Genomic DNA, 23,271 nt, shown 5'->3' with positions numbered 1-23,271 from the left:
TACCGGAGCGCGGTGCTGGGTGAGTGGTCGGGTTCGTGACGGAGGGCTGGGGCGATGAGTGGTGGCGATGGCGTGATCATGGTGGCGGGTGCGGGGCCGGCCGGGTTGATGCTGGCGGCCGAGCTGACGTTGGCCGGGGCCGAGGTGATGGTGGTCGATGCGCTGCCGGAGCGGTCGCCGTACTGCAGGGGGTTCACCCTCAACGCTCGCAGTCTGGAGCTGCTCGATCGGCGCGGGATTGCCGGGCGGTTCCTGGCTGAGGGGCCGACTGTTCCGTCGAGCATGTTCGCCGACCCGGCCCGCCCGCTGGATCTGACGGTGATGGACAGCGACCATCCGTACGTGCTGGGCATCGCGCAGACCCGGGTCGAGGAGCTGCTGGAGGAGTGGCTGGCCGAGCTGGGTGTCAAGGTGTCGTGGGGGCACGCGGTCACCGACCTGGAGCAGGACGCGGGCGGCGTCGAGGTCACCGTCGAACGGACTGACGGTGTCGGAGGGGCGGGGGGCTCTCTGCGTCGTGCGCGGGTCGCCTACCTCGTCGGGTGCGACGGCAGCCGCAGCCTCGTACGGAAGCGGGCCGGGATCGCGTTCCCCGGCACGCCCGCCACCACGTTCGGGGTGCTCGCGGACGTGGAGCTCGCCGATCCGGCCGCCCTGCCGTTCGGCATGACGAAGGGGGAGCGGGGCACGGTGTTCGTGATCCCGCGGCCCGGTTACGTGCGCATCGTGCTGAACGAGCCCGAGCCGCCCGCCGACCGCGACGAGCCGGTGACGCTCGCCTCCTTCGAGCGGCTGCTGGCCGAACAGCTCGGACGGCCGGTGGAGCTGCGGGAGCCGCGCTGGCTGACCCGCTTCGGTGACGCGGCGCGGCTGGCCGAGCGGTACGTCGCCGGGCGGGTCGCGCTGGCGGGCGATGCCGCGCACATCCACCCGCCGACCGGCGCGGTCGGGGTGAACGTGGCGCTGGCCGACGCGGTCAACCTCGGCTGGAAGCTGGCGGCCACCGCGCTGGGGCGCGCGCCCGAGGGTCTGCTGCACAGCTATCACGAGGAACGGCATGCGGCGGGTGAGCGGCTGCTGAGCACCATCGGCGCGCAGGCGGCCCTCGGCGGGCACGACCCGGGGCTGGCTCCGGTGCGTGACCTGTTCGCGCAGCTCGTGGACCGGGTGCCGGGCGTCGGCAAGTACCTCGCGGAGCTGGCCACCGGGGTGAGCACCCGATACGACCCGAAGATCCCGGGTGAGCACCCGTGGCTCGGCCGCCTCGTCCCCGATCTGGAGCTGACCCTCGACGGCCGCCGCACGAGCGTCGCCGAGCTGCTGCGCCGCGCCCGCCCGCTCCTGCTCCGCCTCGGTGAGCGGCCGCTGCCCGCCGCCGCCGGCGGCTGGGTGGACACCTGCGACGCCCGCTGCCCCGGCCGGCCCGAGCTCGAAGGGCTGCTGATCCGCCCCGACGGGCACGCCGCGTGGGTGTCCACCACGTCCGAGCCCCAGCCCGATTCCACCCTTGCCACGGCCCTCGCCACCTGGTTCGGCGCGTCGTGCGGGCCGGTTCGGCAGGAGGGACGTTTCGAGACGGGGTGAAACGAGCGGCGTCTGCCGGAGGCGGCTGGCATGCTGCTGCCCCGGTAAAACCGACGAACGTCATAGGGGTGGGCGCCGATGAGGCTGGAGGACGAGGTACTGCTGGAGCTGGCGCGGCGGCTCCGGCAGGCCGAAACCGGTGGCTGGACGGAGACGGCCATGCGGGAGCTGGTGGACGGGCTGGGGTGGGAGTGGCGGCACCGGGTGGAGCCGCCGCACCGGGAGCATCACGGGCCGGTGCTGCGCACGGGGTTGCCGACCGGTGACGCGTATCTGCGGTCGGTGCGCAGGCACGCGGTGGAGGAGTACGCCGAGGGGGAGGAGTATTTCGGCCTGTACGTGCCGGTCGACGTGCCCGAGGACGATCCGGTCGCCAAGGCGGATGCGTTCCGGCGGGCGGCCGACGTGCTGACGGGCGCGTTCGGTCCCTCGTCCATCATGGGGGTGTACGGGAGCCCGGGTCCGTTCTACGACAGTCCGGCGTCGTGGGGGAGCCCGTTCCGGCGGTGGCGGGGCGAGAGCGACTCGCTGGAGTTGCGGGCCGGTGAGCAGGGGCCCGAGCTGTTGCTGCAGCCGAACGGGCCGGTCGAGAGCTGGCACTGGCGGCAGTCGCACGGCGAGCCGTACGCGCTCGGCGGTTTCTTCGGCGTCAGCCGTGACCCTGCCAACGAGGGGCTGGGGATGCCGGGCGGCTGGCGTACCGACGACTGGGACGTCTTCGCCCGTGCCCTGGCGTCGGTGCTGATCACGCTGCCCGTCGAGGTCCGCGCGCTCGGCATCGCCCGCGATCTGACCCACTTCGGTCTGTGGCTCGGGGCGCTGCACGTGTACCTGTCCTGCGATCCGGTGCTGGAGCTGGCTCTCTGCGACTTCAACCCCACCCCGCTGCCCGAGCCCGAGCTGCTCGCCCTGGGCTGGCTGGCCGGCCCGCCGGACGCCGAGCACCTGGCCGACGCGGCCTACCGCTCCCCGGCCCATCGGCCCGGCGAGGTGGACGGCCGGGCGCTGGCGCGGCTCGTGGTGGGCACCGCCCGCCTCAACGGCCACAAGTCCCCGCGCGAGCTGTACCTGGTCGATCACAGCCAGCAGGTGGGGGAGTACTACGTGCAGCACTACGGGCTGACGCTGGCCGAGGCGCCCTGATCCCCCGCACCGCCGCTACTTGACGGACGGCAGCAAGTACTTGCTATCGTCTGTCAAGTGACGACGACCGATGATCACGTCGAGCTCGTGGCCGCCCTCATCAGGCTGCTGGAGACCAGGGTGCTGGACCCGCTGGAGATCCTGCTCGACGGCGACGAACTGCTGACCCCGATCAAGGACCGCCTGCGCGTGCAGGCCGAGGTCTGGTCCGCCCAGCTGCTCGGACGCGACCCGCGCCAGGCCGCCCTGACCGCCGCCCGGCTGATCGGGGTCCTGTTCCCCGGTGACGAGCCGTTCGACCCGCCCGAGCAGTGGTGGCGCACCCCGCTCGGGCGGGCCGTCGCGCGCAGCGTCGGGCATCCTGCCGCGGCGGCGGTCTCCTACTCGACCGCGGGCGCGATGCTCGGCATCACCCGCCAGGGCGTCCACGACCTGGTCAAACGCGGCAAGCTCGACAAGCATCCCGACGGCGGCGTCACGACGTCCTCCATCCACGCCCGGCTCAACCGCCCCAAGGAGAGCAACCCGTGACCGCACCGCACGACCTCGTCATCGACGACCGCCCGGTCCCTCTCGCCGTCCGCGACCACGGGGGCGACGGCGCGCCCGTCCTGCTGCTGCACGGCCTCGGCGGCACCCTGCTGCACTGGGACGCGGTCGCGCCCCTGCTGACCGGCTCGCACCGCGTCGTCGCGATGGACCTGCGCGGCCACGGCCTGTCGGGGGAGGGCCCGTGGGAGTGGGAGGCGGTCCTCGACGACGTGCAGGCCGTCGTCGACCACCTCGGCCTGGACGCGCCGCTCGTCGTCGGCCACTCCCTCGGCGGCATGGTCGCCGTGCGGTGGGCGCTGCGCCACCCGGACGCCCCCGGCATCGTCAACCTCGACGGCCTGCGCTCGGCCGAGACCGGCCCAGGGCTCTACGCCGGCATCGAGGAGGAGGAGCTGCGCGCACTCCTCGCGGAGCTGAAGACGGTCTTCGACGCGCAGGCGGCGGCGATGGCGCAGCCACTGCCGGAGGGGCACGCCGCGATGTTCCCGCCGAGGGCGCTGCTCACCACGGACGAAGGCGTCTTCGCCCGGCCGAGTGCCGCGCTGGCCGGGCAGGTCAGGTACGACCCGTACTTCCTCGACAGCGTCCCGTCGGTCGCGGAGATCCGCTGCCCCGCCCTGTTCGTCCTGGCCACGCGGAACCTGCCCGGCCTGCCCGGCCGCGTCGGCGAGCTCATGCCGGCGCAGCGCGCGGGCATCCGCCGCGACCTGCTGCCCCTCGTCGCCGACCGGCCGCACCTGCGCGTCCTGGAGCTGGACGCCAGCCACGCCATGGTGGCCGAGCAGCCGGGCGAGATCGCGCGGGCGGTGCTGGACTTCCACCTGGACGCCTGCGCCCGCCCACCCGCGTAACAGCCCCGAAGCCGGTCAGGGACTCGGCAAGGCTCGGAGTGTCCGTGCGTGCCGAAGCTTCTGCGGGGTAGGCCACGCCCGGACGCGAAGGACGCGAGAAGGAGCCCCATGGCGACCCGCAACGCCATCGCGCTGCCCGGCACGATCCTCGGGGTCGGGCTCGGCGGTTTCGTCGACGGCATCCTGCTGCACCAGCTCCTGCAGTGGCACCACATGCTGAGCAGCACCGGCACCGACAACATCGGCATCCGCGACTACCCGGTGGACACCGTGCCGGGGCTGCGCATGAACACGCTGTGGGACGGCCTGTTCCACACCGTCACCTGGCTGGCGGTGCTGATCGGGCTCGGGCTGCTCTACTCGCGCGTCACGGCCTCGCGCGGCCGGGTCTGGCGCTCGCGCAGCCTCTGGGGCTGGATCCTGCTCGGCTGGGGCCTGTTCAACCTGGTGGAAGGCGTGATCGACCACCACCTGCTGGGCATCCACCACGTCCGCACCGGCCCGTACCAGCTCTGGTGGGACCTGGGCTTCCTGCTCCTCGGCGCGCTGCTGATGATCGGCGGCTGGGGGCTGCAGCGCGGCGGCGGGGAGCTCGACCTGTGCGCAGGCGACGAACGGGCGGCGCGGACGTGACCGGCCACGGCGGTCATGCGGATCACGCCGGTGCCGTCGCGCCCGTCCTGCTCCTCCTCCTGGCGGTGGCCGTCGCCTACCTGATCGCGGCCCGCGCCACCACCTGGAAGGGATGGCGCTCGGCATTGTTCGTGACCGGGCTGGCGCTGGTCGCGGCGGCCGTGACCGGCCCGGTCGCGGCCTGGGCGGCGGCCGACTTCCGCGGCCACATGGCGCAGCACCTGCTCATCGGCATGCTGGCCCCCCTCGGCCTGGTCATGGGAGCACCGATCACCCTGCTCCTGCGCACCCTCCCCCGAGCGTGGGCCCGCCGCCTGGGCGGGCTGCTGCGCCACCGCGCCGTGCACGCCGTCGCCAACCCGATCACCGCGCTGGTACTCAGCGCGGGCGGCCTGTTCGTCCTGTACGGCACGCCGCTGGCCGCGCACGAAGGGCTCCACGGCTGGGTGAACCTGCACTTCCTGCTGTCGGGCTGCCTGTTCGCGTGGGTGATCGCCGGCCCCGACCCGGCCCCGCGCCGCCCGCCGGTGGTGGCCCGCCTGGTCGTGCTGGGCGTGGCGATCGCGGGCCACAGCGTCCTGTCCCAGCTCATGTACGCGGGCATCGGCGTGGACCTGCCCGTACCCGAGGAGCAGCGGCGCGGCGCCGCCGAGATCATGTACTACGGCGGCGACCTGGCCGAGCTGCTCCTCGCGCTGGCCCTCGTGGCCGGCTGGCGCCCCCGCCGCACGGAACGGCGGCCCACGCGGGGAATCGTGGCAGGTCACCACGCCTGACCCGGCCCCGCCCGGGCAGCGGAGCGGCATGAGTGAACGGGTGATCGCCGTGATAGGGGTGGGGCCGCGGGGCCTGTCGGTGCTGGAACGCCTCCTGGTACGGCTGCGCGACACCCCGCACCGGGACGGCGACGAGGTGACGATCTGGGCGTTCGACGCGGTCGGGCACGGCGGCGGCCGGGTGTGGCGCGTCGACCAGCCCTCCTGGCTGTCGGCCAACACGACGGCGGGCGAGAGCACGATGCGCTCTCCCGGCAACGACGGCCTGCCCGCCCACCGCTACGGCACGATGGCCCGCTGGGCGGGGCTGGAGCCGGGCGCCTACCCGGCGCGGCGGCTGTACGGGCAGTACCTGGCCGACGTGTTCCGCGCGCTCTGCGCGACCGCGCCGCCGCACGTGCGGGTGCGTCCCGTCCGGGCGGAGGTCACGGGGCTGACCCGCGTGCCGGGCGGGCTGCGGCTGGTCGCGGGCGGCAGGGCGTACCGGGTGGACAAGGCGGTGCTCACGACCGGCCACGGCAGCGTGGAGCCCGACGAGGAGCAGCTCTCCTGGCTGCGGCACGCCGACGAGCACGGCCTGCGCTACGTCCCGCCGGGGCTGGCGGCCGAGATGCCGCTCGACGACCTGCCGCCGGGGCCGAGGTGGCGGTGCGCGGCTTCGGGCTGACGTTCTACGACGTGATGCGGGCGGTCACGCTCGGCAGGGGCGGGCGGTTCGTCCCCACCCGGAATGGTCTGCGGTACGTGCCCAGCGGCGACGAGCCGCACCTGCTGGCGCTCTCGCGCGGCGGCCTGCCGTTCCTGGCCAGGCCGGAGGTGCCCGACTTCCCCGCGCCGCCCGTCCGGCTGCGGGTCGTGACCGAGGAACGCCTGGCCGAGCTGCGGGCGGCGGCGCTGGCGGCCACCGGCACGCCGCAGCTCGACTTCGCCCGCCGGGTGGAGCCGCTCATCCAGTACGAGGCCGACCTGGCGTGCTCGACCGGCGCCGCGCACCCGCTCACCCGCCTGGCCCGGCCCTTTCGCGGCCGGTGGTTCGGCGGCCCCGGCGACTACCGGGCCGCCCTGGCCAGGCTGCTGCGCGAGGACGCCCGGCGCGCGGGCGCCGGCTGCGTGGACGGCACGGTCAAGGCGGCCACGGAGATGCTGCGCGTGATCCGGCCGCTGCTCCCGCAGGTCGTGGACTTCGGCGGGCTGCTGCCCGACTCGCACCGGGACTTCCTGTCCAGGTTCGTCCCGGAGAGCTTCGTCCTGTCGGCCGGGCCGCCCGCCGAGCACGTGGACCAGCTCGCGGCGCTGCTGGAAGCCGGGATCGTGCGGCCGGTCGGGCCCGGGGGCACGGTGGAGCCGGTGCCGGGCGGGTTCGGGGTGTCCTCGCCGCAGGTGCGCGGCTCGCGGCGGGTGACGAAGGTGCTCGTGGACGCGCGGGCGCCCGCCCGCGACCTGTCCAGGGACGCCTCCCCGCTGGTCAAGCAGCTCCTGGCGGACGGGATGGTCAGCGAGTTCGTGAACGTGGACCCGTCCACCGGGGCGCGCTTCGACGTGGGCGGGCTGGCCGTGACGCGGGCGCCGTACCGGGTGATCGACCGGCTCGGACGGGCGGCGCGGGACCTGCACGCGCTCGGCGTGGCCACCAACCACACCCGCTGGTTCACCGAGGTCGGCACGGGCCGGCCCGGGCAGGACAGCCCGTTCTTCCGCGACGCGGACGCGGTGGCCGCCGCCCTGCTGGCCCGCCCCTGATCAGGCCCTCCGGGCAGCGCTGTTTGAGTGCGCGGAGGCGGGGCAGGGAAGGGCGCGAGCAGGTGCCGGAGATGCACGTACCTGGCCGTACCCGGACACGTGCCTCAGCCGTCGCGGCACAGCCGGAACTCGACGAGGAGGTTCGTGATGCGTCTGCCCGCCGCCCGCGGTCCGATCACGGCGGGGCTCTTCGCCCGCCTCGCCGGCCCGCCGTGCGAGCTGGACCCGCCGCTGGTCACCCCGCCGCCCGAGACGGCACTGGACGACGGCGACCTCCAGCTCGCCCTCTTCGCCTGCTACGAGCTGCACTCGCGCGGCTTCGACGACGTCAACGACCTGTGGGAGTGGCAGCCGTCGCTGCTGGCCACCCGCCGCGACCTCGAACGCTGCCTGGAGGCCGCGCTCGCGCACGACGTGCCGCGCCCGCCGGCCGTGCCGCCGCAGCACGTCCGGCACGCGCTGGCCGAGCTGGTGGCCAAGGAGGAGGCGGGCGGGCTCTCGCCGGCGGCCCTCCTGTGGCGCGAGGCCGGTCTCGGACATGAGGCCGGCCTGGGCCGCCACCGCGAGCTCGTCGTGCACCGCGCCATCCACCACCTGAAGGTGCCGGCGGTGTTCGGGGCCGCCATGACCGGGCCAGGGCTCGACGACTCCTACGGCGTCTACCTGCCCGACGTGCCCGGCATCACGCTGGCCGTCGCGAACGTCAGGTCGCTGTTCGGGCTGCACCGGCGGCTGCGCGGCGCCCTGGCCGGGCACCTCGCCGCGCTGGAGCCGGCCGCCCCGTCCTATCTGCGGAACACTTCCGACCTCGCCGCCCAGGAGCCGTCGCTGACGGGCGACATCCTGTACGGCGCCGCCTGCGCCCTGACCCTCGAACGCCGCTGGGCCGAGCACGTCCTGAGCCGGTGGCGGCGCGGGCTCAGCTCGCTCGAAGAGCGGGAGCCCGCCGTGCGCGACGGCCAGGAGGGCGAGGCGGTGGCGGCGACGAGCTGAGAGAACCACCCCGCGGCGGGAAATGTCCGGTCAGGCGGTGGCGTCGTGGCCGTAGATCCATGCCAGGGCGTCGAGTGACAGGCCGCCCGCCCCGCCCGCCAGCTCGGCGTCCCGCGCCCGCTGCTCCGGCCCGTCCGGCAGGTGGTAGCGGGTCTTGCCGGCGGCCGACAGGGCGTGCACCCGTGTCGTCCGCGGCACGCGCGCGGCCTCGTACCGGCGCAGCGCCGCCTCCACCTCGGGGCCGGGCCCGGCGGCGGCCAGGCAGGAGGCGAGCGTGGCCGCGTCCTCGACGGCCATCGCCGCGCCCTGCGCCATGAACGGCAGCATCGCGTGGCAGGCGTCCCCCAGCAGCGTCACCCGGCCCGCCGACCAGCGCCGTAGCGGAGCCCGGTCGAACAGCGCCCACAGGTACGTCTCGTCCACCGCCTCCATGATCGCCCGCACCTGCGGGTGCCAGCCCTCGAACGCGGCCAGCGCCTCGGCGACGTCCCTGCGGTCGGTCCACGACTCCCGCGTCCAGGTGTCCTGCTCCTTGATCGCCACGAAGTTGACCAGCCGGCCGCCGGCGACGAAGTAGTGCACGAAGTGCCCGCCCGGCCCCATCCACAGCTGGGTCGTGGTCTCCAGCCCCAGCCCCTTGAGCCGGTCGGCCGGCACCAGGCCGCGGTAGGCGGCACAGCCGGTGAAGCGCGGCCGCTCCGGCCCGAACAGCAGGCCGCGGGTGGCGGAGTGGATACCGTCCGCGCCCACCAGCACGCCGGCCTCGACGCGCGCCCCGTTCGCGAACCGGGCCTCGACCCGGTCGCCGTGATCGGTCAGCGCGGTGAGGCGGTGATCCAGGCGTACCCGGTCGGCGGGCAGGCGGGCGGCCAGCGCGGCGAGCAGGTCGGCGCGGTGCATCAGGTAGTGGGGGAAGCCGAAGGCGGCCTCCAAGGGGCCGGCGAGCGGGGTGCGGGCGAGGGTGCGGCCGTCGTCCCAGCGGCGCTGGTGCAGGGCCACCGGCTTGACGCCCGTCCTGGCCAGCTCGTCCGCCAAACCGAGGCCGTGCAGCACGCGCGAGGCGTTCGGGCTGATCTGCACGCCGGCGCCGACCTCGCTCAGCTCGGCGGCCCGCTCGTACACGTGCGCGTCGATGCCGCGCCGCAGCAGCGACAGCGCCGCGGTGAGCCCGCCGATCCCCCCGCCGATGATGGCGACCGAGACGCCCGTGCCGTCCGTGGTCATGGCCCGACTCCTCCCATGTCCGGATATGTCATGAACATCCTGTACGGCGGCGGCGCCCTTTCGGCTACCCTCTCCACCATGGGCCTCGCCTCGATCCCGAGCCCCGCCCAAGGCGCCTGGGATCTCGGAATCATCCCGATCCGCGCCTACGCGCTGTGCTTCATCGCCGGCATCGCCTTCGGCGCCTGGCTGAGCGAGCGCCGCTGGCGCGCCCGCGGCGGCACTCCCGGCACCATCTACGACATCGCCGTCCCCGGAGTGATCTTCGGCCTGATCGGCGCCCGCCTCTACCACGTCATCACCGACTGGCAGACCTACTTCGGGGCGCGCGCGATCAAGGAGCCGTACCAGGCGCTGTTCATCTGGGAGGGCGGGCTCAGCATCTGGGGCGCCGTCGCGCTCGGCGGCGTCGGCCTGTGGCTGGCCTGCCGCCGCCGCGGCCTGTCGCTGCGCGACGTCGCCGACACGGTCGCGCCCGGCCTCGCCTTCGGGCAGGCCATCGCCCGCTGGGGCAACTGGTTCAACCAGGAGCTGTACGGCTCGCCGACCACCCTGCCGTGGGGCCTGGAGATCGACCGGGCGCACGGCGGCGACCCCGGCGTGCTCTACCACCCGACCTTCCTGTACGAGTCGCTGTGGGACGCGGCACTCGGCTTCGCCCTGATCCTGGCCGGCCGGCGCTTCGCCCTGCACCACGGCCGCCTGTTCGCCGTCTACGTCGCCGGCTACACCTTCGGCCGGTTCTGGATCGAGGGCCTGCGCATCGACCCGGTGGGCGGCGTGGATCACGCGGTGCTGCTGCTGGGCCTGCGCATCAACCAGTGGACCTCGATCCTGCTGTTCGCCGGGGCACTGGCCTACCTGTGGGCCAACCGCGCCAAGGACCGCGAGCAGGTCGTGGCGGCACGCAGCGGCTGACCGCCCATACCGATCCCCTTGGGCGTCGAACCTGACGCGGCCCCGGCCGCGTACCACCCGCGAGACCTCATGAAGCGGGTGATCACATGCCGGCAGCGGGTGCTGGCCAGGCTCGACGGGCTCAGGGTGGGGGACAGGAAGGTCGTGACGTCCGTGGAGGTGTTCGGCTCGCGGGCGGGCAGCACGTTCCGCGGCCCGGGCCCCCGTCCCGATTCCGATCTCGACGTGCTGGTCACGATGATCCCCGAGTTCCGCGGGAGCAGGAACGAACGCTGGATCGACGAGATCGGCACGGACTGCGAGGCGGCGGCCGGCTTCCCGATCCGCCTTCACCATCCCCCGAACCTGCCACCATTCAGGCAGTCCGTGCCGGGAGCGCAGTTCAGGAGGGTGTTGTGAGCGGAGCCACCGTCCTGTCCGTCGAGGTGGACGGCGTGCGGGTCTCCCCGGGAAACGTCATCGTGATCTTCCAGCGGGACCCGTTCCCCGGCGGCCACACCTACACGATCAGGCTCGACAGGGCCGCGGCCGAGCGGCGCTTCGGCGGCCTCTGGCCGGCCGGCGGCGGCGCGCCCGCCGAGGAGGTGCAGCGGAAGCTGATGTGGCGGCTGGAGTCCCTGCTGGTCGGGCCCCGTACGGAGGGCGGCGTGTTCGTCCTGAACAACGTCACCACGGTGATGGTGGGGGAGACGGACGTGGTCGTCGGCGGGGTGTGCTCGGACGTGGTCGCGTAGCGTACGAGAACGCCCCGGCCGCTTCACGCGGCAGAGGCGCCCTCGCGGGGCGGGCAATCGATCCCTTATCCGTTCCTACCCTGCTCGCCCTAAATGTATGCATTTGTCCGTTTTGGGCTGGGCCTGGAGTGGAGGTGCTGTACTCATGGCCGCTCCCTCGGAGGAGGACCGCGTGCGCCGGGTGCTGCACGCCCTGATCGAGCTGCTCGAACGAGCCGGTGAGCCGCACGCGTCCTACGCCGAGGGCCTCAGGCGCCTCGACTCACAGGTCGAGGAGGCGCATGATCGCGACTCTCCCGAGCTGCTTCAGTACGCGATCCGCCACATCCTCTCGCTCAACGGTGGAATGGGCAGCTTCCGGGACGTGGTCCTGATGAACGCCCAGGGCGTGCTGCCGGAGCAGGACGAGTTCTACGAACTGCGCGGGCAGCTGTTCGAGGCCGCTCGGGACGAGCTGCGGTAGCGGAGCGCCGGGCTCAGAACGCGTTCACGCTGTCGATCCACAGCTCATGGTTGGTCGTGCGCAGGTAGAACTCGATGCGGATCTGCCGCGGCCCGCTCCCCGCCGTGTCCATCGTGCAGGTCACCAGCCGCCATTCCGGGGTGGCGGTGAACCTGGCGGCCACCGAGCGGTTGGCGCCGAGGTCCCAGATCGCCAGCGCCCCCTTCACGGGGGACTGCGAGGCGGATCTGACCCAGGCGAAGCAGGAGATGCTGGGCGGCGGGCCGGTGGCGGTGAAGTCCTGGCAGACCGAGCCCTCCATCTGGCTCGTGCTCATGACGAGGACGGCGCCGCCGGATCGTGCGTCGCTGGTGCCCCAGATCTTGTACTGCACGGCGGCCGCCTGGTTCATCCGGGTCCAGGGGGCGATGTCGGGAGCCTCGAAGCTCGGGTTGCGCAAGTACGACAACGTTGCCTCCTCCTCGGCGTTCTCTCCGGGCATGGACAGCGTGCGGGCAGAGGGGCGCCGGTCGCATCGGGGGTGGGCTCGGTGAAAACCCTAGGCCCGGCGTACCAGGGTGCGCCGGGCCGGAGGGATGGGGGTCAGGAGGCGGCGACGGTCTCCACCGCGGGCGCGTCCTCGGAGGCGGCGGGCCGGCGCAGGACGGTGAGCGCCACCACGAAGGCGGCCAGCAGCAGCCCGGCGGAGATGCCGAACGCGAGCCGGTACCCGCCGGTCAGTGCGGCGGCCTCGCCGGCCCCGGCGGCCAGCAGGTCGCCGGTGCGGGAGGCGGCCATGGTGGACAGCACCGCCACGCCGATGGCCATGCCGACCTGCTGGGTGGTGTTGAACAGGCCGGAGGCGAGCCCCGCGTCGCTGTCCTTGGCGCCGGACATGCCGAGCGTGGCCAGCGCCGGCAGCACGAGCCCGCCGCCGGAGATCAGCAGCATGGGGGGCAGCAGGTGGGTGACGTAGCCGGCGTCCACGCTGACCCTGGTGAGCAGCAGCATCGCGGCGATCAGCAGCACCAGGCCGGAGATCAGCACCGTACGGGGGCCGAAGCGGGCGCTGAGCCGGGCGGAGACGAACAGCGAGATCGTGCCGATGCCGACGGCGGCGGGCAGCATGGCGAGGCCGGTCTCCAGGGCGCCGTAGCCCAGGACCCGCTGCATGTAGAGCGCGACGAGCACCTGGAAGGCGAACATCCCGGACAGGCTCAGCATCTGGGCGAGGTTGGCGCCGGTCACGTTGCGGGAGCGCAGGATCCGCAGCGGCATGAGCGGCGTCCTGGCGGTGGCCTGCCGGGCCACGAACCCGCCGAGCAGGGCGAGGGAGAGCACGCCGAGGCCGAGGGTGTGGGCGGCGAGCCAGCCGTACTCCTCGACCTTGACGATCGTGTAGATGCCCAGCATCAGGCCGGAGGTCACGAGCAGGGCGCCGAGCACGTCGGCGCCGGCCGCCAGGCCGGCCCCGCGGTCGGCGGGCAGGGCGCGCAGGGCGAGCAGGAGGGTGACGGCCCCGATGGGCACGTTGATGAAGAAGATCCACGGCCAGCTCAGCACGTCGGTCAGCACGCCGCCCAGCACCTGGCCGATGGACGCGCCGGTGGCCCCGGTGAAGCTGAAGATCGCGATCGCCTTGCCGCGCTCGGCCGGCTCCGTGAACAGCGTCACCAGGATGCCCAGGACCACGGCCGAGGCCAGCGCGCTGCCCACGCCTTGCAGGAACCGGGCGGCGATCAGCAGGCTCGCGTCGGTGGCCGCGCCGGCCAGCACGGAAGCGGCGGTGAAGACGGCGTTCCCGGCCAGGAACATCGCCCGCCGCCCGATCAGATCACCCAGCCGGCCCGCCAAAAGCAGCAGGCCGCCGAACGGGATCAGGTAGGCGTTCATGATCCAGCTCAGGCCGGCGGCCGTGAACTGCAGATCCCGCTGGATGGCGGGCATCGCCACGGTCACGATGCTGCCGTCGAGGATCGTCATCAGTCCCGTCGCGGACAGCACACCGAGTGCGGTCCAGCGCGAGTTGAGCACATTCGACATGGTCTCTCCCGTCTCAGGTCGACAAGAGAGACCGTAGCAGATAGTTCTGTAATAGACGATCCTCTTCGGACCTACTTGGCGCGCTCCCGTGCCCGGCGCGCCGGCTGCGGCCCCTCCGCCGGGGTCGCCAGATGCCCGCCGACCAGCCGGTTCAGGGCGCGGACCAGCACCTCGCGCTCGTCGTCGGGCAGCGACTCGAGAGCCGCGCGGTGCACGCCGTCCACGATCTCCTGGCTGCGCCTGGCCACCTCGGCGCCCGCCTCGGTGACCGCGATGATCCGGGCCCGCCGGTCGGTGCTGGACGGGCGGCGCTCGGCGTACCCGGCCTTCTCCAGCGCGTCCACCGTCACGACCATGGTGGTCTTGTCCATGTCGCCCAGCTCGGCCAGCTGGATCTGGGTGCGCTCCTCCTCCAGCGCGTGCACCAGCACGCAGTGCATGCGCGCCGTCAGCCCGATCTCGGCCAGCGCCGCCGCCATCTGCGTGCGCAGCACGTGGCTGGTGTGGTCGAGGAGGAAGGACAGGTCTGTTTCTGTACGCGCGGGAGCCATCGCTGTCATGCCCCCAGCCTACCCAAACAATCCTTTGGCAGATTATCTGCGAATGGACGATCGCCGGCCCAGGGTGGCAAACCCCAGGGTTCCCACGGAGGCGAAGCGCAGCCGGGAGCCGCACACTTCGGTCGTAGCCACCCCCGTGGAGAGAGGGCCTTCCCATGTCCCCCACGACCGTCCGGCCGTTCACCGTCCCCGTCACCCCCGAGCCGGAGCTGGAGGCGCTGCGCGCCCGCATCCAGGCCACCCGCTGGCCCGACCCCGAGCTCGTCACCGACTTCACGCAGGGCGTGCAGCTCACGGTGATGCGCGAGCTCGCCCGCTACTGGGCCACCGAGTACGACCTGCGCAGGTGCGAGCGACGACTCGGCGCCCTGCCGCACTACGTCACCGAGATCGACGGCCTGGACATCCACTTCATCCACGTCCGCTCGCCCCACGACAACGCGCTGCCGGTCATCATCACCCACGGCTGGCCCGGCTCGATCGTCGAGCTGCTGAACGTCATCGGCCCGCTCACCGACCCGCCCGCGCACGGCGCGGACGCCGCCGACGCCTTCGACGTGGTCATCCCGTCCATGCCCGGCTACGGCTACTCCGCCAAGCCGCGCGAGCTCGGCTGGGGCCCCGCCCGCATCGCCCGCGCCTGGGACGTCCTGATGAAACGCCTCGGCCACACCCGGTACGTGGCCCAGGGCGGCGACTGGGGGGCCATCATCACCGACCTCATGGGAGCCCAGGCCCCCGAAGGGCTGCTCGGCATCCACACCAACATGGCCGGCGTCGTCCCGCCGGACGTGTGGACCAGGCTGGCCCGCAACGTCCTCGGCGCCGGCGGCCCGCCGCCGTCCGGCCTGTCCGAGGCCGAGATGCGCACGTTCGAGCAGCTCGACTACTTCTTCGCCAAGGGCGTCGGGTACGGCGTGCAGATGGGCACCCGCCCCCAGACGATGTACGGCCTCGCGGACTCGCCCGTCGCCCTGGCCGCCTGGATGCTCAACCACGACGCGGGCAGCTACCAGGACATCGCCGACGCCTTCCTCGGCAAGCCCGTCGGCGACCTGACCCGCGACGAGATCCTCGACAACGTCACGCTCACCTGGCTGACCAACACCGGCGTCTCCTCCGCCCGCCTGTACTGGGAGAACACGGTCGGCTTCTTCGACGTCAAGAACGTCACCGTCCCGGCCGCCGTCAGCACGTTCGCCCACGAGATCTACCGGGTGCCGCGCAGCTGGGCCGAGCGGGCCTACCCGAACCTCATCTACTTCAACGAGCTGGGCAGGGGCAACCACTTCGCCGCCTGGCAAGAGCCGGCGCTGTTCGCCGGCGAACTCCGCGCCGCCTTCCGCTCCCTGCGCTAACCGGCGTTTCCGGCAGGGCCCGGGCAGTTCATGCCCTCGTCCCGCCGGCGGCTCTGGCAGGTCTGGCTCGGTGCCGGAGCGGCGGCGGTGGCAGCGAGCAGGCCATCTGCTGGCACGGCTGAAGGTCTCGTGATCGGCCGTGCTGCCGGACGGCCCGAGCATGAGGGCATGGCAGTCCAGTAGCCCCCGGCCCGAGCCGATGCGGGCCGGGAACCATCACGATGAACCGCCGGTACGCGCCCACCGCCTCGGCGAGCACCTGCGCCGGCTATTCCTGAAGAGAGGGCACGCGGTGCTGTGGCGGGAGGTGCGGACGGCGGAATCAACGCTTGCTGAAATGCCGATCGGTCTGGCCGAAAATGGGTCCGCACTATTTACGAAATTTGCCGCGGCGCCGTCTCGGCGGCGTTCGCCGGACGCGATTCGATACCACGGCGGTGACCAAGCCGATGATCGCTCCGGCGAGACCAAGGACGGCTTCGATTGTCGTCAACCACTGCTGCATCTGACCTCCATTGTGCTGATGGGTAAGGCGTCCGGTGTGGACGGGACCAGAGCACCAGCACCAGAGGACTTCCGGCTACAGCGGCGGACGAACCCGGAACACTTGGCCGCGAAACACCAGGTGGAACGGGTGATCCGCAGCAGCGAGACCCTTACCGCCGGACTCCGCTCGTCCCGCCCGGACGGCTTTCGGAAGCATCCGCGGAATCCGCGAAAAGGTAAGAATTGAGTGCCCGCCGAGCTGCGCATCACTTCTGGTGATCTCCCGGAGCCTGCGATAGTCTCCGAGGCACTGTTGTACGGATCACTTGTGATCGCTGATCAGTGGTGAATGGTCGCAGCCGGTCATGTCGATATCCGGCCGCCGGCAGACCTTAATATCGTGGCCTTCCTTCGGCAATTCCGGGCGGAGACAGCGATGGCGAGGTGAATCCAGTGGAGTCGTGGTCCGCCGAAGAACTGGCTCGGATTCGCACGGACGAGCAGCTCGCCGAAGCGCTCCGCGCGCTGTCCCGCCGCCACGAGCTGACGCTCGACGCGTTCGAAAGAGCCACCCGCGCTTACGGCAACCGGCGGGACCGGCAGGCGCTGAAGCGGTCGACGGTCAGCGACGCCCTGCGCGGGAAGTCACGGATCACCAAGCCGCTGCTGCTCAGCATCCTCGACGTCTGCGGCGTGCGGGAGGGCGGCACACAGCAAGCGGCGTGGCTGGCCGCTTGGGAGCGGGTGATGCGGCAGGACCGGGATGATCGGCTGCGGGTCGATGAGGCCGGGCCGCGTGAGCTCGGCATCCACAGCGCCATCACCGTCCCGGGGAGCACGGACGGCCTGCCCACGTACGTGCAGCGGGACTTCGACTTCGACCTGCGGACGGCGCTGTCCGCCAACGGCCCGGACCGCGGGGCGTTCGTCGTCATGGTGGGGGCGTCGTCCACTGGCAAGACCCGCTCCTTGTATGAAGCGGTCAACGACCTCTTCCCCGACTGGTCGCTGGTGCAGCCGTCGGAGGCGGCAGAGCTGCTGGAGCTGAAGAGCCACCGGCCGCGCAGGACCGTCTTCTGGCTTGACGAGCTCCAGCACTATCTCGGTGGCCGTCCGCCGCTGACCTTCGAGTGCGTCCGCACACTGCTCCGTCATGGGAACGTCGTCGTCGGCACGCTGTGGCCTGACCAGTACGCCCACTGGACGTCCGCACCCCAGGGCAGTCGCCGGCTGATGCGGGACGCCTGTACCATCAGCGTCCCCGACTCCCTGTCGACGGCGGAGCTGAACGAGGCCAGCGGCATCGCCGAGCGCGACAGCCGGATCCGCGTCGCGCTGCACACCCGGGACACGGGGCTGACTCAAGCGCTCGCCGGCGGCCCCGCTCTGGTCATGTGCTGGGAGCAGCCGGCGACCCCGTACGCCAAGGCCATCATCACCGTGGCGGCCGACGGGCACCGGCTCGGCGTGCACGCGCCGCTGAGCACGGAGCTTCTCACCGACGCGATGTTCGGCTATCTCAAGCCGGCCCAGCGGGTCCGGCCTGCGGAGATGTGGCTCGCCGAGGCCCTGCCGCACGCGACCGGGCCGCTGCCTGGCGCCGTCGCCGCCCTGTCACCCGTGGACGGCGGCGTGGCCGGCACTCTCGGCGGCTACACCATCGCCGACTACCTGGCTCAGCATCTGCGCCGGGTGCGGCGCACGGCCTGCGTGCCGCACGAGGCGTGGCGGGCCTTCATCAGGCATTTGCATCGCCCGGCGGACCTGCGCCGTCTCGCCGACGCCGCCACGGCGCGCCTGCGGTATCGCTACGCCGAGCCGGCCTTGGAACGGCTCGCCGGTGAGTTCGGCGACGGCGGTGCGGCCATGGAGCTGGCCGAGCTGCTGATCCGTCAGGACCGCTTCGACCGGGCCATGGACGTCCTGCGCCGCCGGTTGGCTGCCGACCCACGTGACTGGGAGGTGGGGCGAATGTGGTCCCGGACCCAGGAACTGTGGCAACGGGCCGAGGCCATCCGGCCGGCGGCGGACGCCGGCGACCCTGTGGCACGCGAACGGCTGGCGGAGATTCTCGTCGACTGCGGCATCAGCGATGACCTGCGGATGCGCGAGGGCCAGGGTGATCTGACCGCGGGCGAGCGGCTGGTCGAGCGGCTCGCGGACCGCGGCTGCGTCCCCGAGCTTCGTCGGCGGGCCGATCAGGGGCAGGAGTTCGCCGCCGCGGCCCTTGCCGATCTTTATCTCGCCTGGGGCGAGATGGACCTGCTGAGGATTCGAGCGGAGGCCGGTGACGAGCCCGCCCGGCTGCGCTTGTCGAAGCGGCGCGCCGCCGACGCGGACGGCGGGGACGCGGCGGCGGAGCTGGCCGAACTGCGCGCGGCGGTGGACGACGGCAAGCCGGAAGCGGCGCAACAGCTCTGCGCGCTGCTGTTCGCGCTTCGTGACGAGAAAGGGCTCACCGACGAGCTGAACGCGGGCACCCAGGGCGCTGCCGACCGGCTCCTGGCGCTGTACACGGCCACGGAGCGCCACCCGCCCGAAGAGATGGCGCGACTGCGGTCCTTCGGCCTCAACGCCGACGGATCGGCGATGACCGGGCCCGAATCCACTCCTCGATGATGCGGTGAAAGGACCATTGATGTCGGACGACCTGGCACCCGCGGACTACGCGATCCTCCTCCTGCTCAAGATCGAGGACCGGGAGATCTCCAACACCGAGCTCAACGAGCTGTACGGCGTCAGGCTGCTGAGCCCGGCCTACGAGAGGCTCAACGCCGGCGGCTACGTGGTTTCCAGGACCGACCGCAGGCCGTACCGGCACAGCCTCGCCGACAAGGGCGTGCGGGTGCTCGCAAGGCCTCTGGCGCTCGGTGAGGAGCAGACTGAGGCCGCCGAGCGGCGCTCGGGCAAGGAGAAACAGCTCTGGGCCGCCCTCGCGGCAGTGCACAGGGAGAACCTCGACCTGCGCGCCGCCGGGAAACCTGGCGACGACACCCGCTCGCAGGATCCGCGTGGTCTCGACGAGCGGATTCGGGCCGCGTACGGCCAGGTGGCGGACGGCCCGGGCGACTGGGTGAGCCTCACGGAGATCCGGGCACTCCTCGCGGACGTCGCCAAAGCCGACCTCGACAAGGCGTTGGAGCAACTGCTCGACGCGCCTGACGTCCGGCTTGAGCCGGAGGTCAACCGGCATCGACTCGGCCAGCGTGAGAGAGACGCATCCCTCCAAGTCGGCGGCGAGGAACGGCACAAACTGGCGATCGGACTGCGATGACGGAGGAACAGCGCGCCGCCCTCGCCGCGCTGCGGTTCAGCTGGGCGCAGGCGCCCGACGACGTGTGGCGCAGCTCGCCCTTCCACGTCGATGGGCTGCACACCAGGGTCGTCCGGGATGTCCTGGACGGCATCGCCGAGGCGGAGGCGAGTCCCGACGCCAACCCGATCGGGCTGGTCCTCGAGGGCCGAGCCGGGTCCGGCAAGACGCACTTGCTGGGGTGGGTGCGCGAGCAGGTGCACCGACGAGGCGGCTACTTCTTCCTCATCGGCCTGCTCGACGGCAAGAAGTTCTGGGACGGCGTTCTCGTCCTCCTGCTCGACGGCATGTTCCGTCAGGTCATCGGTGACGAGACACAACTCGGGCTGCTGCTGCGAAGGCTGGCTGTTCGCGCCGGCACGCCGCAGACCGCGCGACATGCGGTGATCGGCGAGACGGAGCTGACCCGCGCTGCGCTGGACACCTTCATCGAAGGACTCAAGGACTATGATCCGCACGTCGCGCGGCAGTGCAAAGACACGGCGCGTGCCCTGGCGTTGCTGGCCTCGGACGAGGAGGAGCATCAGGACACGGCCTACGGCTATCTTGCGTGTGAGGAGGAGGCGATCCCCGGCGAGCGCCAGGCTTGGGGCATCCGCACGAGGTCACGAACTCCTCAGCAGATCGTTCAGGACATCTCTTGGCTGCTCGCACTGACCGGTCCGACTGTCATCGCCTTCGACCAGCTTGACACCCTGATCGCGCAGTCCGCTCTTCAGGAGGATCTCGCCAAGCTGTCAGTTGACGCGGTGGATCTGCAGGTGGCGGTTGTGGTAGCAGGTCTCGCCAACGGCCTCATGGATCTCCGAGACACGACCCGCCGGACGCTCACCGTCGTCGCGACCCTGTCCACGACATGGGACTTGATCGCAAACAGGGCGATCGCGTCGTTCGCCGACCGGTTCCGGCGATGCCCGACCCTTGAAGGGATCAGGAGACCTGAGCTGGCCCGGGAGATCATCGAGAGGCGTTTCAAAGCGCGATATGAGGCCATTGGCTTCACCCCGCCCTATCCGACCTGGCCGGTACGGGAGGGGGTGTTCGAGGAAGCCGTCAACTACACGCCGCGCAGGCTGCTGGTCGACATCGACCGCCACATCCGCGCGTGTCTGGTCGACGACGAAGTACGGGAGCTGCACAGCCTCGCCGAGGTCCCCGAGGAGGACCGGATCGCCCGGCCGGCCGACAGGACGGCACCGACCGTGTCCGAGGAGGCGCTGGTCAGGATCGAGTCCCGGTTCGAGGAGCTGGTGCGAACGGCGGACGTGACGTCGCCGCTGGAGCACGACATGGAGGACGACCGGTTTCCCGCTCTTCTCGCGGCCGGCCTGAACGCGTGGATCGTGGAGCGCGGCGACGACGGTGAGAGGTTCAGCGTCGATCCGCCTCCGAGCGCCAAGCCGGACCTGCACGCCCGGCTGCGTCGTGCGCTCGACGAGCGCAGTGAGGAGGAACGGGAACGCTCACCGGACGACACCCTCTCGGAGGATCAGGTGCACTGGTCCTTCCGGGCGATCAGCGACACCCATCACGGTGTGGGTGCGCTGCATCGGATCCGCCGTGCCCGCACGGCCTCCGGCCTGGACGCCGGCGTCCGCAAGCGCAAGCTCATCCTCATCCGCAACGGCCCATGGTCCCGGTCCGCCAAGACGCAGGAGGCTCTCAAGGAGCTCGCGGCGGACGGCGGCATGACGCTGAGCATCGACGAGGCTGATCTGCGCGTGCTCGCCGCATTGGACGGCCTGCGTAAGGAGAACCCGGCCGAGCTGCACGCCTGGCTGGTCCGCTATCGCCCGACCGAGCAGATCACCCTGTTCAAGGAGGCGCTGTCCGACGCCGGCTCATGGGCGGCGTCCGCGCCTGCGGCCGTCGTGCCGGGCCCCGATCGGCGGGGTGCCGAGGCCGAGGACACGCCGCCCGGGTTCACCCTCGGCTACGCGCATCACGACGACGCGCCAGTGACGGTGACGCTGGAGGCGCTCCGCAAGCACGCGGCGATCTTCGCCGCCTCCGGGTCCGGCAAGACGGTACTGATCCGGCACCTGGTCGAGGAGTGCGCGCTGCGCGGTGTGTCGGCGATCGTCCTGGATCCCAACAACGACCTCGCCCGGCTTGGCGACCCGTGGCCCCAGCCACCTCCGGAGTGGCGGCCCGGCGACGCCGCCCGGGCGGCGGATTACTTCTCCGGCAGCGAGATCGTGATCTGGACGCCACGCCGCGAGTCGGGACGCCCGCTGAGCTTCCAGCCGCTTCCGGACTTCGGCAGCGTGCGGGACGACCCTGACGAGTTCGAGATGGCGGTCGAGGTGGCCGCCTCAGCCCTGACGCCTCGGGCCAACCTCGCCGGACGCTCCCCGAAGGCCCACCGAGGCCTCGCGGTGCTGCGCCGGGCCATCGAACACTATGGCAGGCAGGGCAGCAACAGCCTCCAAGGCCTGATCGAGTTGCTCTCCGACCTGCCCGATGGGGTGAGCCGGCTCGCGGGCGCCCCGGAGATCGCCGCGGATCTCGCGCAGACACTGACGGCCTCCATGGACAACGATCCCATGTTCGGCGGCAGCGGAACGCCCGTCGATCCAGGCGTCCTGCTGGTTCCGTCGCCGGGCAGGCGTGCCCGGATCTCGGTCATCAGCATGATCGGGCTCGGTGATGAGGCCCGTCAGAGCTTCGTCAACCAGCTGCAGATGGCGCTGTTCGCCTGGATCAAGAAGAACCCGGCGCGCGACCGGCCGCTGCTCGGTCTGCTGGTGATGGACGAGGCACAGAGCTTCGCGCCGTCGGGCGCGGCGACCGCGTGCACGCACAGCACGCTGGCCCTCGCCTCACAAGCCCGCAAGTACGGTCTCGGGCTGATCTTCGCTACGCAGGCGCCCAAGAACCTGCACAACAGGGTCTCCGGGAACGCCGCGACGCACCTCTTCGGCCGGCTCACCGTGCCGGCGCAGATCACGGCCGCACAGGAGATGGCCAGGGCCAGAGGCGGCGACGTGCCCGACCTCGGTGCCCTCACAGCGGGAGAATTCTATCTCGCGCTGGAGGGCGAAGCACCGCAGAAGATCCGTACGCCGCTGTGCCTCAGCTATCACCCGAGCGGCCCGCTGACCGACGAGGAGGTCATGGCCCGGGCGCGGCGGCCGGGGGAGCGTGACTGAGACGCCGCCGACTGAGACGCCGCTGAGCGAGACGTGGCCGACTGGGCCGCCACGTACGCGGCGTCGCGGACGTCGTTCGGCCAGCCCGCCGGGCGTACGCCCGGGATGGGGTGCCGGAGCGGGTTGAAGCGCATCGGGCGCTCCGCGTCCGGGGTCGCCGGGCCGGTCAGGTGGGCCTGGCCGAGCAGGTGCCACGGCCCCGACGGCTCGGCGACGAGGAGTTCGAGCACGAGCGGGCCGTGCCCGGCGGCTCCGGCGAGCGCGCCGGGCGTGGCCGGCAGCGCCGCGGGCGTGTGCAGCAGCGCGCCCAGCAGCAACCGCCCGCCGTCCGACTCGTACGGGAACAGGCTGGTGTAGAGGCCCGTCCAGCGGGTCGCGGGCCGGAGCAGGCGCCGGCCCGCCGGGCTGCGGCCGGTGGTGGCCAGCAGCAGGTCGGCGGTCGTGTCGTCCTGCCGCCAGCGCAGCGCGATGCCGAGGATGTCCGGCACGGGCCAGGGCACGCCGACGGAGCGGGACAGGCGGGCGGTGCCGCGCAGGTCCACGCGCTCGTCGAGGAACGCCGCTCCCCACCGCCGGGCCGTCCCGTGCAGGCGCAGGTGCGCGTCGAGGACGAGCCCGGACGGGTGGAGCGGCCGGCCGTGCCGCAGGCGTGCGGCCGTGCCGAAGGTCGCGGCCAGCGCCGAGCGCGCCAGGCGGGTCCACGGCTGTCCCATGCTGCTCCTCACCGTCGGGTTCGCTGGGTGGGAGCTACCCGGGGCGGGGAGGGGGA

General features: G+C 72.3%; 23 protein-coding genes. 18 read left to right on the top strand and 5 right to left on the bottom strand.

What is annotated here, in order from left to right:
• The first annotated feature begins 54 nt into the window (after positions 1 to 54).
• From KIS93_RS10860 to KIS93_RS10820, 9 genes are all read left to right on the top strand, one after another.
• Positions 55 to 1,584 (top strand): FAD-dependent monooxygenase, encoded by a 1,530-nt coding sequence (locus tag KIS93_RS10860; protein ID WP_080039938.1) that lies wholly within the window; start codon positions 55 to 57, stop codon positions 1,582 to 1,584.
• 78 nt (positions 1,585 to 1,662) lie between these two features.
• Positions 1,663 to 2,727 carry a hypothetical protein gene (locus KIS93_RS10855; RefSeq protein WP_080039937.1) on the top strand — a complete coding sequence of 355 codons (1,065 nt, stop codon included), beginning with the start codon at positions 1,663 to 1,665 and terminating at the stop codon, positions 2,725 to 2,727.
• A 57-nt stretch (positions 2,728 to 2,784) separates the two neighbouring features.
• Positions 2,785 to 3,258 carry a hypothetical protein gene (locus tag KIS93_RS10850; RefSeq protein WP_080039936.1) on the top strand — a complete coding sequence of 158 codons (474 nt, stop codon included), beginning with the start codon at positions 2,785 to 2,787 and terminating at the stop codon, positions 3,256 to 3,258.
• Complete coding sequence (locus tag KIS93_RS10845; protein WP_080039935.1) at positions 3,255 to 4,130, top strand: alpha/beta fold hydrolase; 876 nt, start codon at positions 3,255 to 3,257, stop codon at positions 4,128 to 4,130. The genes KIS93_RS10850 and KIS93_RS10845 overlap by 4 nt, the downstream gene beginning before the upstream one ends.
• 108 nt (positions 4,131 to 4,238) lie before the next feature.
• Positions 4,239 to 4,763 (top strand): DUF2243 domain-containing protein, encoded by a 525-nt coding sequence (locus KIS93_RS10840; RefSeq protein WP_080039934.1) that lies wholly within the window; start codon positions 4,239 to 4,241, stop codon positions 4,761 to 4,763.
• Positions 4,730 to 5,539 (top strand): cytochrome c oxidase assembly protein, encoded by an 810-nt coding sequence (locus KIS93_RS10835; RefSeq protein WP_155127807.1) that lies wholly within the window; start codon positions 4,730 to 4,732, stop codon positions 5,537 to 5,539. Before KIS93_RS10840 ends, KIS93_RS10835 begins: the two co-directional genes overlap by 34 nt.
• Positions 5,540 to 5,567: 28 nt before the next feature.
• On the top strand, positions 5,568 to 6,206 hold the full coding sequence (locus KIS93_RS10830; protein WP_186404089.1) for an FAD/NAD(P)-binding protein: 639 nt from the start codon (positions 5,568 to 5,570) through the stop codon (positions 6,204 to 6,206).
• On the top strand, positions 6,188 to 7,279 hold the full coding sequence (locus KIS93_RS10825) for an FAD/NAD(P)-binding protein (protein ID WP_186404088.1): 1,092 nt from the start codon (positions 6,188 to 6,190) through the stop codon (positions 7,277 to 7,279). Before KIS93_RS10830 ends, KIS93_RS10825 begins: the two co-directional genes overlap by 19 nt.
• A gap of 147 nt (positions 7,280 to 7,426) precedes the next feature.
• Positions 7,427 to 8,272 carry an iron-containing redox enzyme family protein gene (locus tag KIS93_RS10820; RefSeq protein WP_080039931.1) on the top strand — a complete coding sequence of 282 codons (846 nt, stop codon included), beginning with the start codon at positions 7,427 to 7,429 and terminating at the stop codon, positions 8,270 to 8,272.
• A gap of 30 nt (positions 8,273 to 8,302) precedes the next feature.
• On the opposite strand, the gene KIS93_RS10815 is transcribed toward KIS93_RS10820, so the two are convergent.
• Positions 8,303 to 9,496, bottom strand: coding sequence for an FAD-dependent monooxygenase (locus KIS93_RS10815; RefSeq protein WP_222107396.1), 1,194 nt, complete (start codon positions 9,494 to 9,496; stop codon positions 8,303 to 8,305).
• A gap of 15 nt (positions 9,497 to 9,511) precedes the next feature.
• Between KIS93_RS10815 and lgt the strand changes: the two genes are divergently transcribed.
• The 4 genes from lgt (at position 9,512) to KIS93_RS10795 (ending at position 11,611) form a co-directional block, all read left to right on the top strand.
• On the top strand, positions 9,512 to 10,414 hold the full coding sequence (lgt, locus tag KIS93_RS10810; RefSeq protein WP_230466285.1) for a prolipoprotein diacylglyceryl transferase: 903 nt from the start codon (positions 9,512 to 9,514) through the stop codon (positions 10,412 to 10,414).
• A gap of 18 nt (positions 10,415 to 10,432) precedes the next feature.
• On the top strand, positions 10,433 to 10,813 hold the full coding sequence (locus tag KIS93_RS10805) for a nucleotidyltransferase domain-containing protein (RefSeq protein WP_155127804.1): 381 nt from the start codon (positions 10,433 to 10,435) through the stop codon (positions 10,811 to 10,813).
• Complete coding sequence (locus KIS93_RS10800; protein WP_080039929.1) at positions 10,810 to 11,148, top strand: hypothetical protein; 339 nt, start codon at positions 10,810 to 10,812, stop codon at positions 11,146 to 11,148. Before KIS93_RS10805 ends, KIS93_RS10800 begins: the two co-directional genes overlap by 4 nt.
• Positions 11,149 to 11,293: 145 nt before the next feature.
• Positions 11,294 to 11,611 carry a DUF6966 domain-containing protein gene (locus KIS93_RS10795; RefSeq protein ID WP_080039928.1) on the top strand — a complete coding sequence of 106 codons (318 nt, stop codon included), beginning with the start codon at positions 11,294 to 11,296 and terminating at the stop codon, positions 11,609 to 11,611.
• Between the two features lie 13 nt (positions 11,612 to 11,624).
• On the opposite strand, the gene KIS93_RS10790 is transcribed toward KIS93_RS10795, so the two are convergent.
• From KIS93_RS10790 to KIS93_RS10780, 3 genes are all read right to left on the bottom strand, one after another.
• Complete coding sequence (locus tag KIS93_RS10790; RefSeq protein WP_080039927.1) at positions 11,625 to 12,059, bottom strand: hypothetical protein; 435 nt, start codon at positions 12,057 to 12,059, stop codon at positions 11,625 to 11,627.
• 134 nt (positions 12,060 to 12,193) lie between these two features.
• Positions 12,194 to 13,633, bottom strand: coding sequence for an MFS transporter (locus tag KIS93_RS10785; RefSeq protein WP_080039926.1), 1,440 nt, complete (start codon positions 13,631 to 13,633; stop codon positions 12,194 to 12,196).
• 71 nt (positions 13,634 to 13,704) lie between these two features.
• On the bottom strand, positions 13,705 to 14,193 hold the full coding sequence (locus KIS93_RS10780) for a MarR family winged helix-turn-helix transcriptional regulator (protein WP_080039925.1): 489 nt from the start codon (positions 14,191 to 14,193) through the stop codon (positions 13,705 to 13,707).
• 155 nt (positions 14,194 to 14,348) lie between these two features.
• Between KIS93_RS10780 and KIS93_RS10775 the strand changes: the two genes are divergently transcribed.
• The 5 genes from KIS93_RS10775 to KIS93_RS10755 all read left to right on the top strand — a co-directional run bounded on the left by KIS93_RS10775 (position 14,349) and on the right by KIS93_RS10755 (position 22,502).
• Positions 14,349 to 15,551 carry an epoxide hydrolase family protein gene (locus tag KIS93_RS10775; RefSeq protein WP_080039924.1) on the top strand — a complete coding sequence of 401 codons (1,203 nt, stop codon included), beginning with the start codon at positions 14,349 to 14,351 and terminating at the stop codon, positions 15,549 to 15,551.
• 199 nt (positions 15,552 to 15,750) lie between these two features.
• The gene (locus KIS93_RS10770) at positions 15,751 to 16,284 is read left to right on the top strand and encodes a hypothetical protein (RefSeq protein ID WP_186404087.1); all 534 of its coding nucleotides are present in this window, start codon (positions 15,751 to 15,753) and stop codon (positions 16,282 to 16,284) included.
• A gap of 206 nt (positions 16,285 to 16,490) precedes the next feature.
• Entirely contained in the window at positions 16,491 to 18,656 is a 2,166-nt protein-coding gene (locus tag KIS93_RS10765; protein ID WP_080039923.1) for a tetratricopeptide repeat protein, read from the top strand.
• 19 nt (positions 18,657 to 18,675) lie between these two features.
• Positions 18,676 to 19,311 carry a hypothetical protein gene (locus KIS93_RS10760; RefSeq protein ID WP_080039922.1) on the top strand — a complete coding sequence of 212 codons (636 nt, stop codon included), beginning with the start codon at positions 18,676 to 18,678 and terminating at the stop codon, positions 19,309 to 19,311.
• Positions 19,308 to 22,502 carry an ATP-binding protein gene (locus tag KIS93_RS10755; RefSeq protein ID WP_080039921.1) on the top strand — a complete coding sequence of 1,065 codons (3,195 nt, stop codon included), beginning with the start codon at positions 19,308 to 19,310 and terminating at the stop codon, positions 22,500 to 22,502. Before KIS93_RS10760 ends, KIS93_RS10755 begins: the two co-directional genes overlap by 4 nt.
• Here KIS93_RS10755 and KIS93_RS10750 read toward each other — a convergent pair.
• Positions 22,433 to 23,215 carry a hypothetical protein gene (locus KIS93_RS10750; RefSeq protein WP_080039920.1) on the bottom strand — a complete coding sequence of 261 codons (783 nt, stop codon included), beginning with the start codon at positions 23,213 to 23,215 and terminating at the stop codon, positions 22,433 to 22,435. The two genes, KIS93_RS10755 and KIS93_RS10750, sit on opposite strands and share 70 nt — an antisense overlap.
• Positions 23,216 to 23,271 lie beyond the last annotated feature (56 nt).

The sequence above is a fragment of the [Actinomadura] parvosata subsp. kistnae genome, assembly GCF_900323885.1.
In the GTDB taxonomy this organism is placed as follows: Bacteria; Actinomycetota; Actinomycetes; order Streptosporangiales; family Streptosporangiaceae; genus Nonomuraea; species Nonomuraea composti.
Note: the sequence above shows the minus strand (reverse complement) of the source record. Positions and strands in the feature narration are given on the sequence as shown.

What these genes read in the sequence shown, in the direction of transcription:
- KIS93_RS10860 (WP_080039938.1), top strand. Translation starts at nt 55, where the DNA reads ATGAGTGGTGGCGATGGCGTGATCATGGTGGCGGGTGCGGGGCCGGCC.
- KIS93_RS10855 (WP_080039937.1), top strand. Translation starts at nt 1,663, where the DNA reads ATGAGGCTGGAGGACGAGGTACTGCTGGAGCTGGCGCGGCGGCTCCGG.
- KIS93_RS10840 (WP_080039934.1), top strand. Translation starts at nt 4,239, where the DNA reads ATGGCGACCCGCAACGCCATCGCGCTGCCCGGCACGATCCTCGGGGTC.
- KIS93_RS10830 (WP_186404089.1), top strand. Translation starts at nt 5,568, where the DNA reads ATGAGTGAACGGGTGATCGCCGTGATAGGGGTGGGGCCGCGGGGCCTG.
- KIS93_RS10820 (WP_080039931.1), top strand. Translation starts at nt 7,427, where the DNA reads ATGCGTCTGCCCGCCGCCCGCGGTCCGATCACGGCGGGGCTCTTCGCC.
- KIS93_RS10815 (WP_222107396.1), bottom strand. Translation starts at nt 9,496, where the DNA reads ATGACCACGGACGGCACGGGCGTCTCGGTCGCCATCATCGGCGGGGGG.
- lgt (WP_230466285.1), top strand. Translation starts at nt 9,512, where the DNA reads ATGTCCGGATATGTCATGAACATCCTGTACGGCGGCGGCGCCCTTTCG.
- KIS93_RS10795 (WP_080039928.1), top strand. Translation starts at nt 11,294, where the DNA reads ATGGCCGCTCCCTCGGAGGAGGACCGCGTGCGCCGGGTGCTGCACGCC.
- KIS93_RS10785 (WP_080039926.1), bottom strand. Translation starts at nt 13,633, where the DNA reads ATGTCGAATGTGCTCAACTCGCGCTGGACCGCACTCGGTGTGCTGTCC.
- KIS93_RS10780 (WP_080039925.1), bottom strand. Translation starts at nt 14,193, where the DNA reads ATGACAGCGATGGCTCCCGCGCGTACAGAAACAGACCTGTCCTTCCTC.
- KIS93_RS10775 (WP_080039924.1), top strand. Translation starts at nt 14,349, where the DNA reads ATGTCCCCCACGACCGTCCGGCCGTTCACCGTCCCCGTCACCCCCGAG.
- KIS93_RS10770 (WP_186404087.1), top strand. Translation starts at nt 15,751, where the DNA reads ATGCGGGCCGGGAACCATCACGATGAACCGCCGGTACGCGCCCACCGC.
- KIS93_RS10760 (WP_080039922.1), top strand. Translation starts at nt 18,676, where the DNA reads ATGTCGGACGACCTGGCACCCGCGGACTACGCGATCCTCCTCCTGCTC.
- KIS93_RS10755 (WP_080039921.1), top strand. Translation starts at nt 19,308, where the DNA reads ATGACGGAGGAACAGCGCGCCGCCCTCGCCGCGCTGCGGTTCAGCTGG.
- KIS93_RS10750 (WP_080039920.1), bottom strand. Translation starts at nt 23,215, where the DNA reads ATGGGACAGCCGTGGACCCGCCTGGCGCGCTCGGCGCTGGCCGCGACC.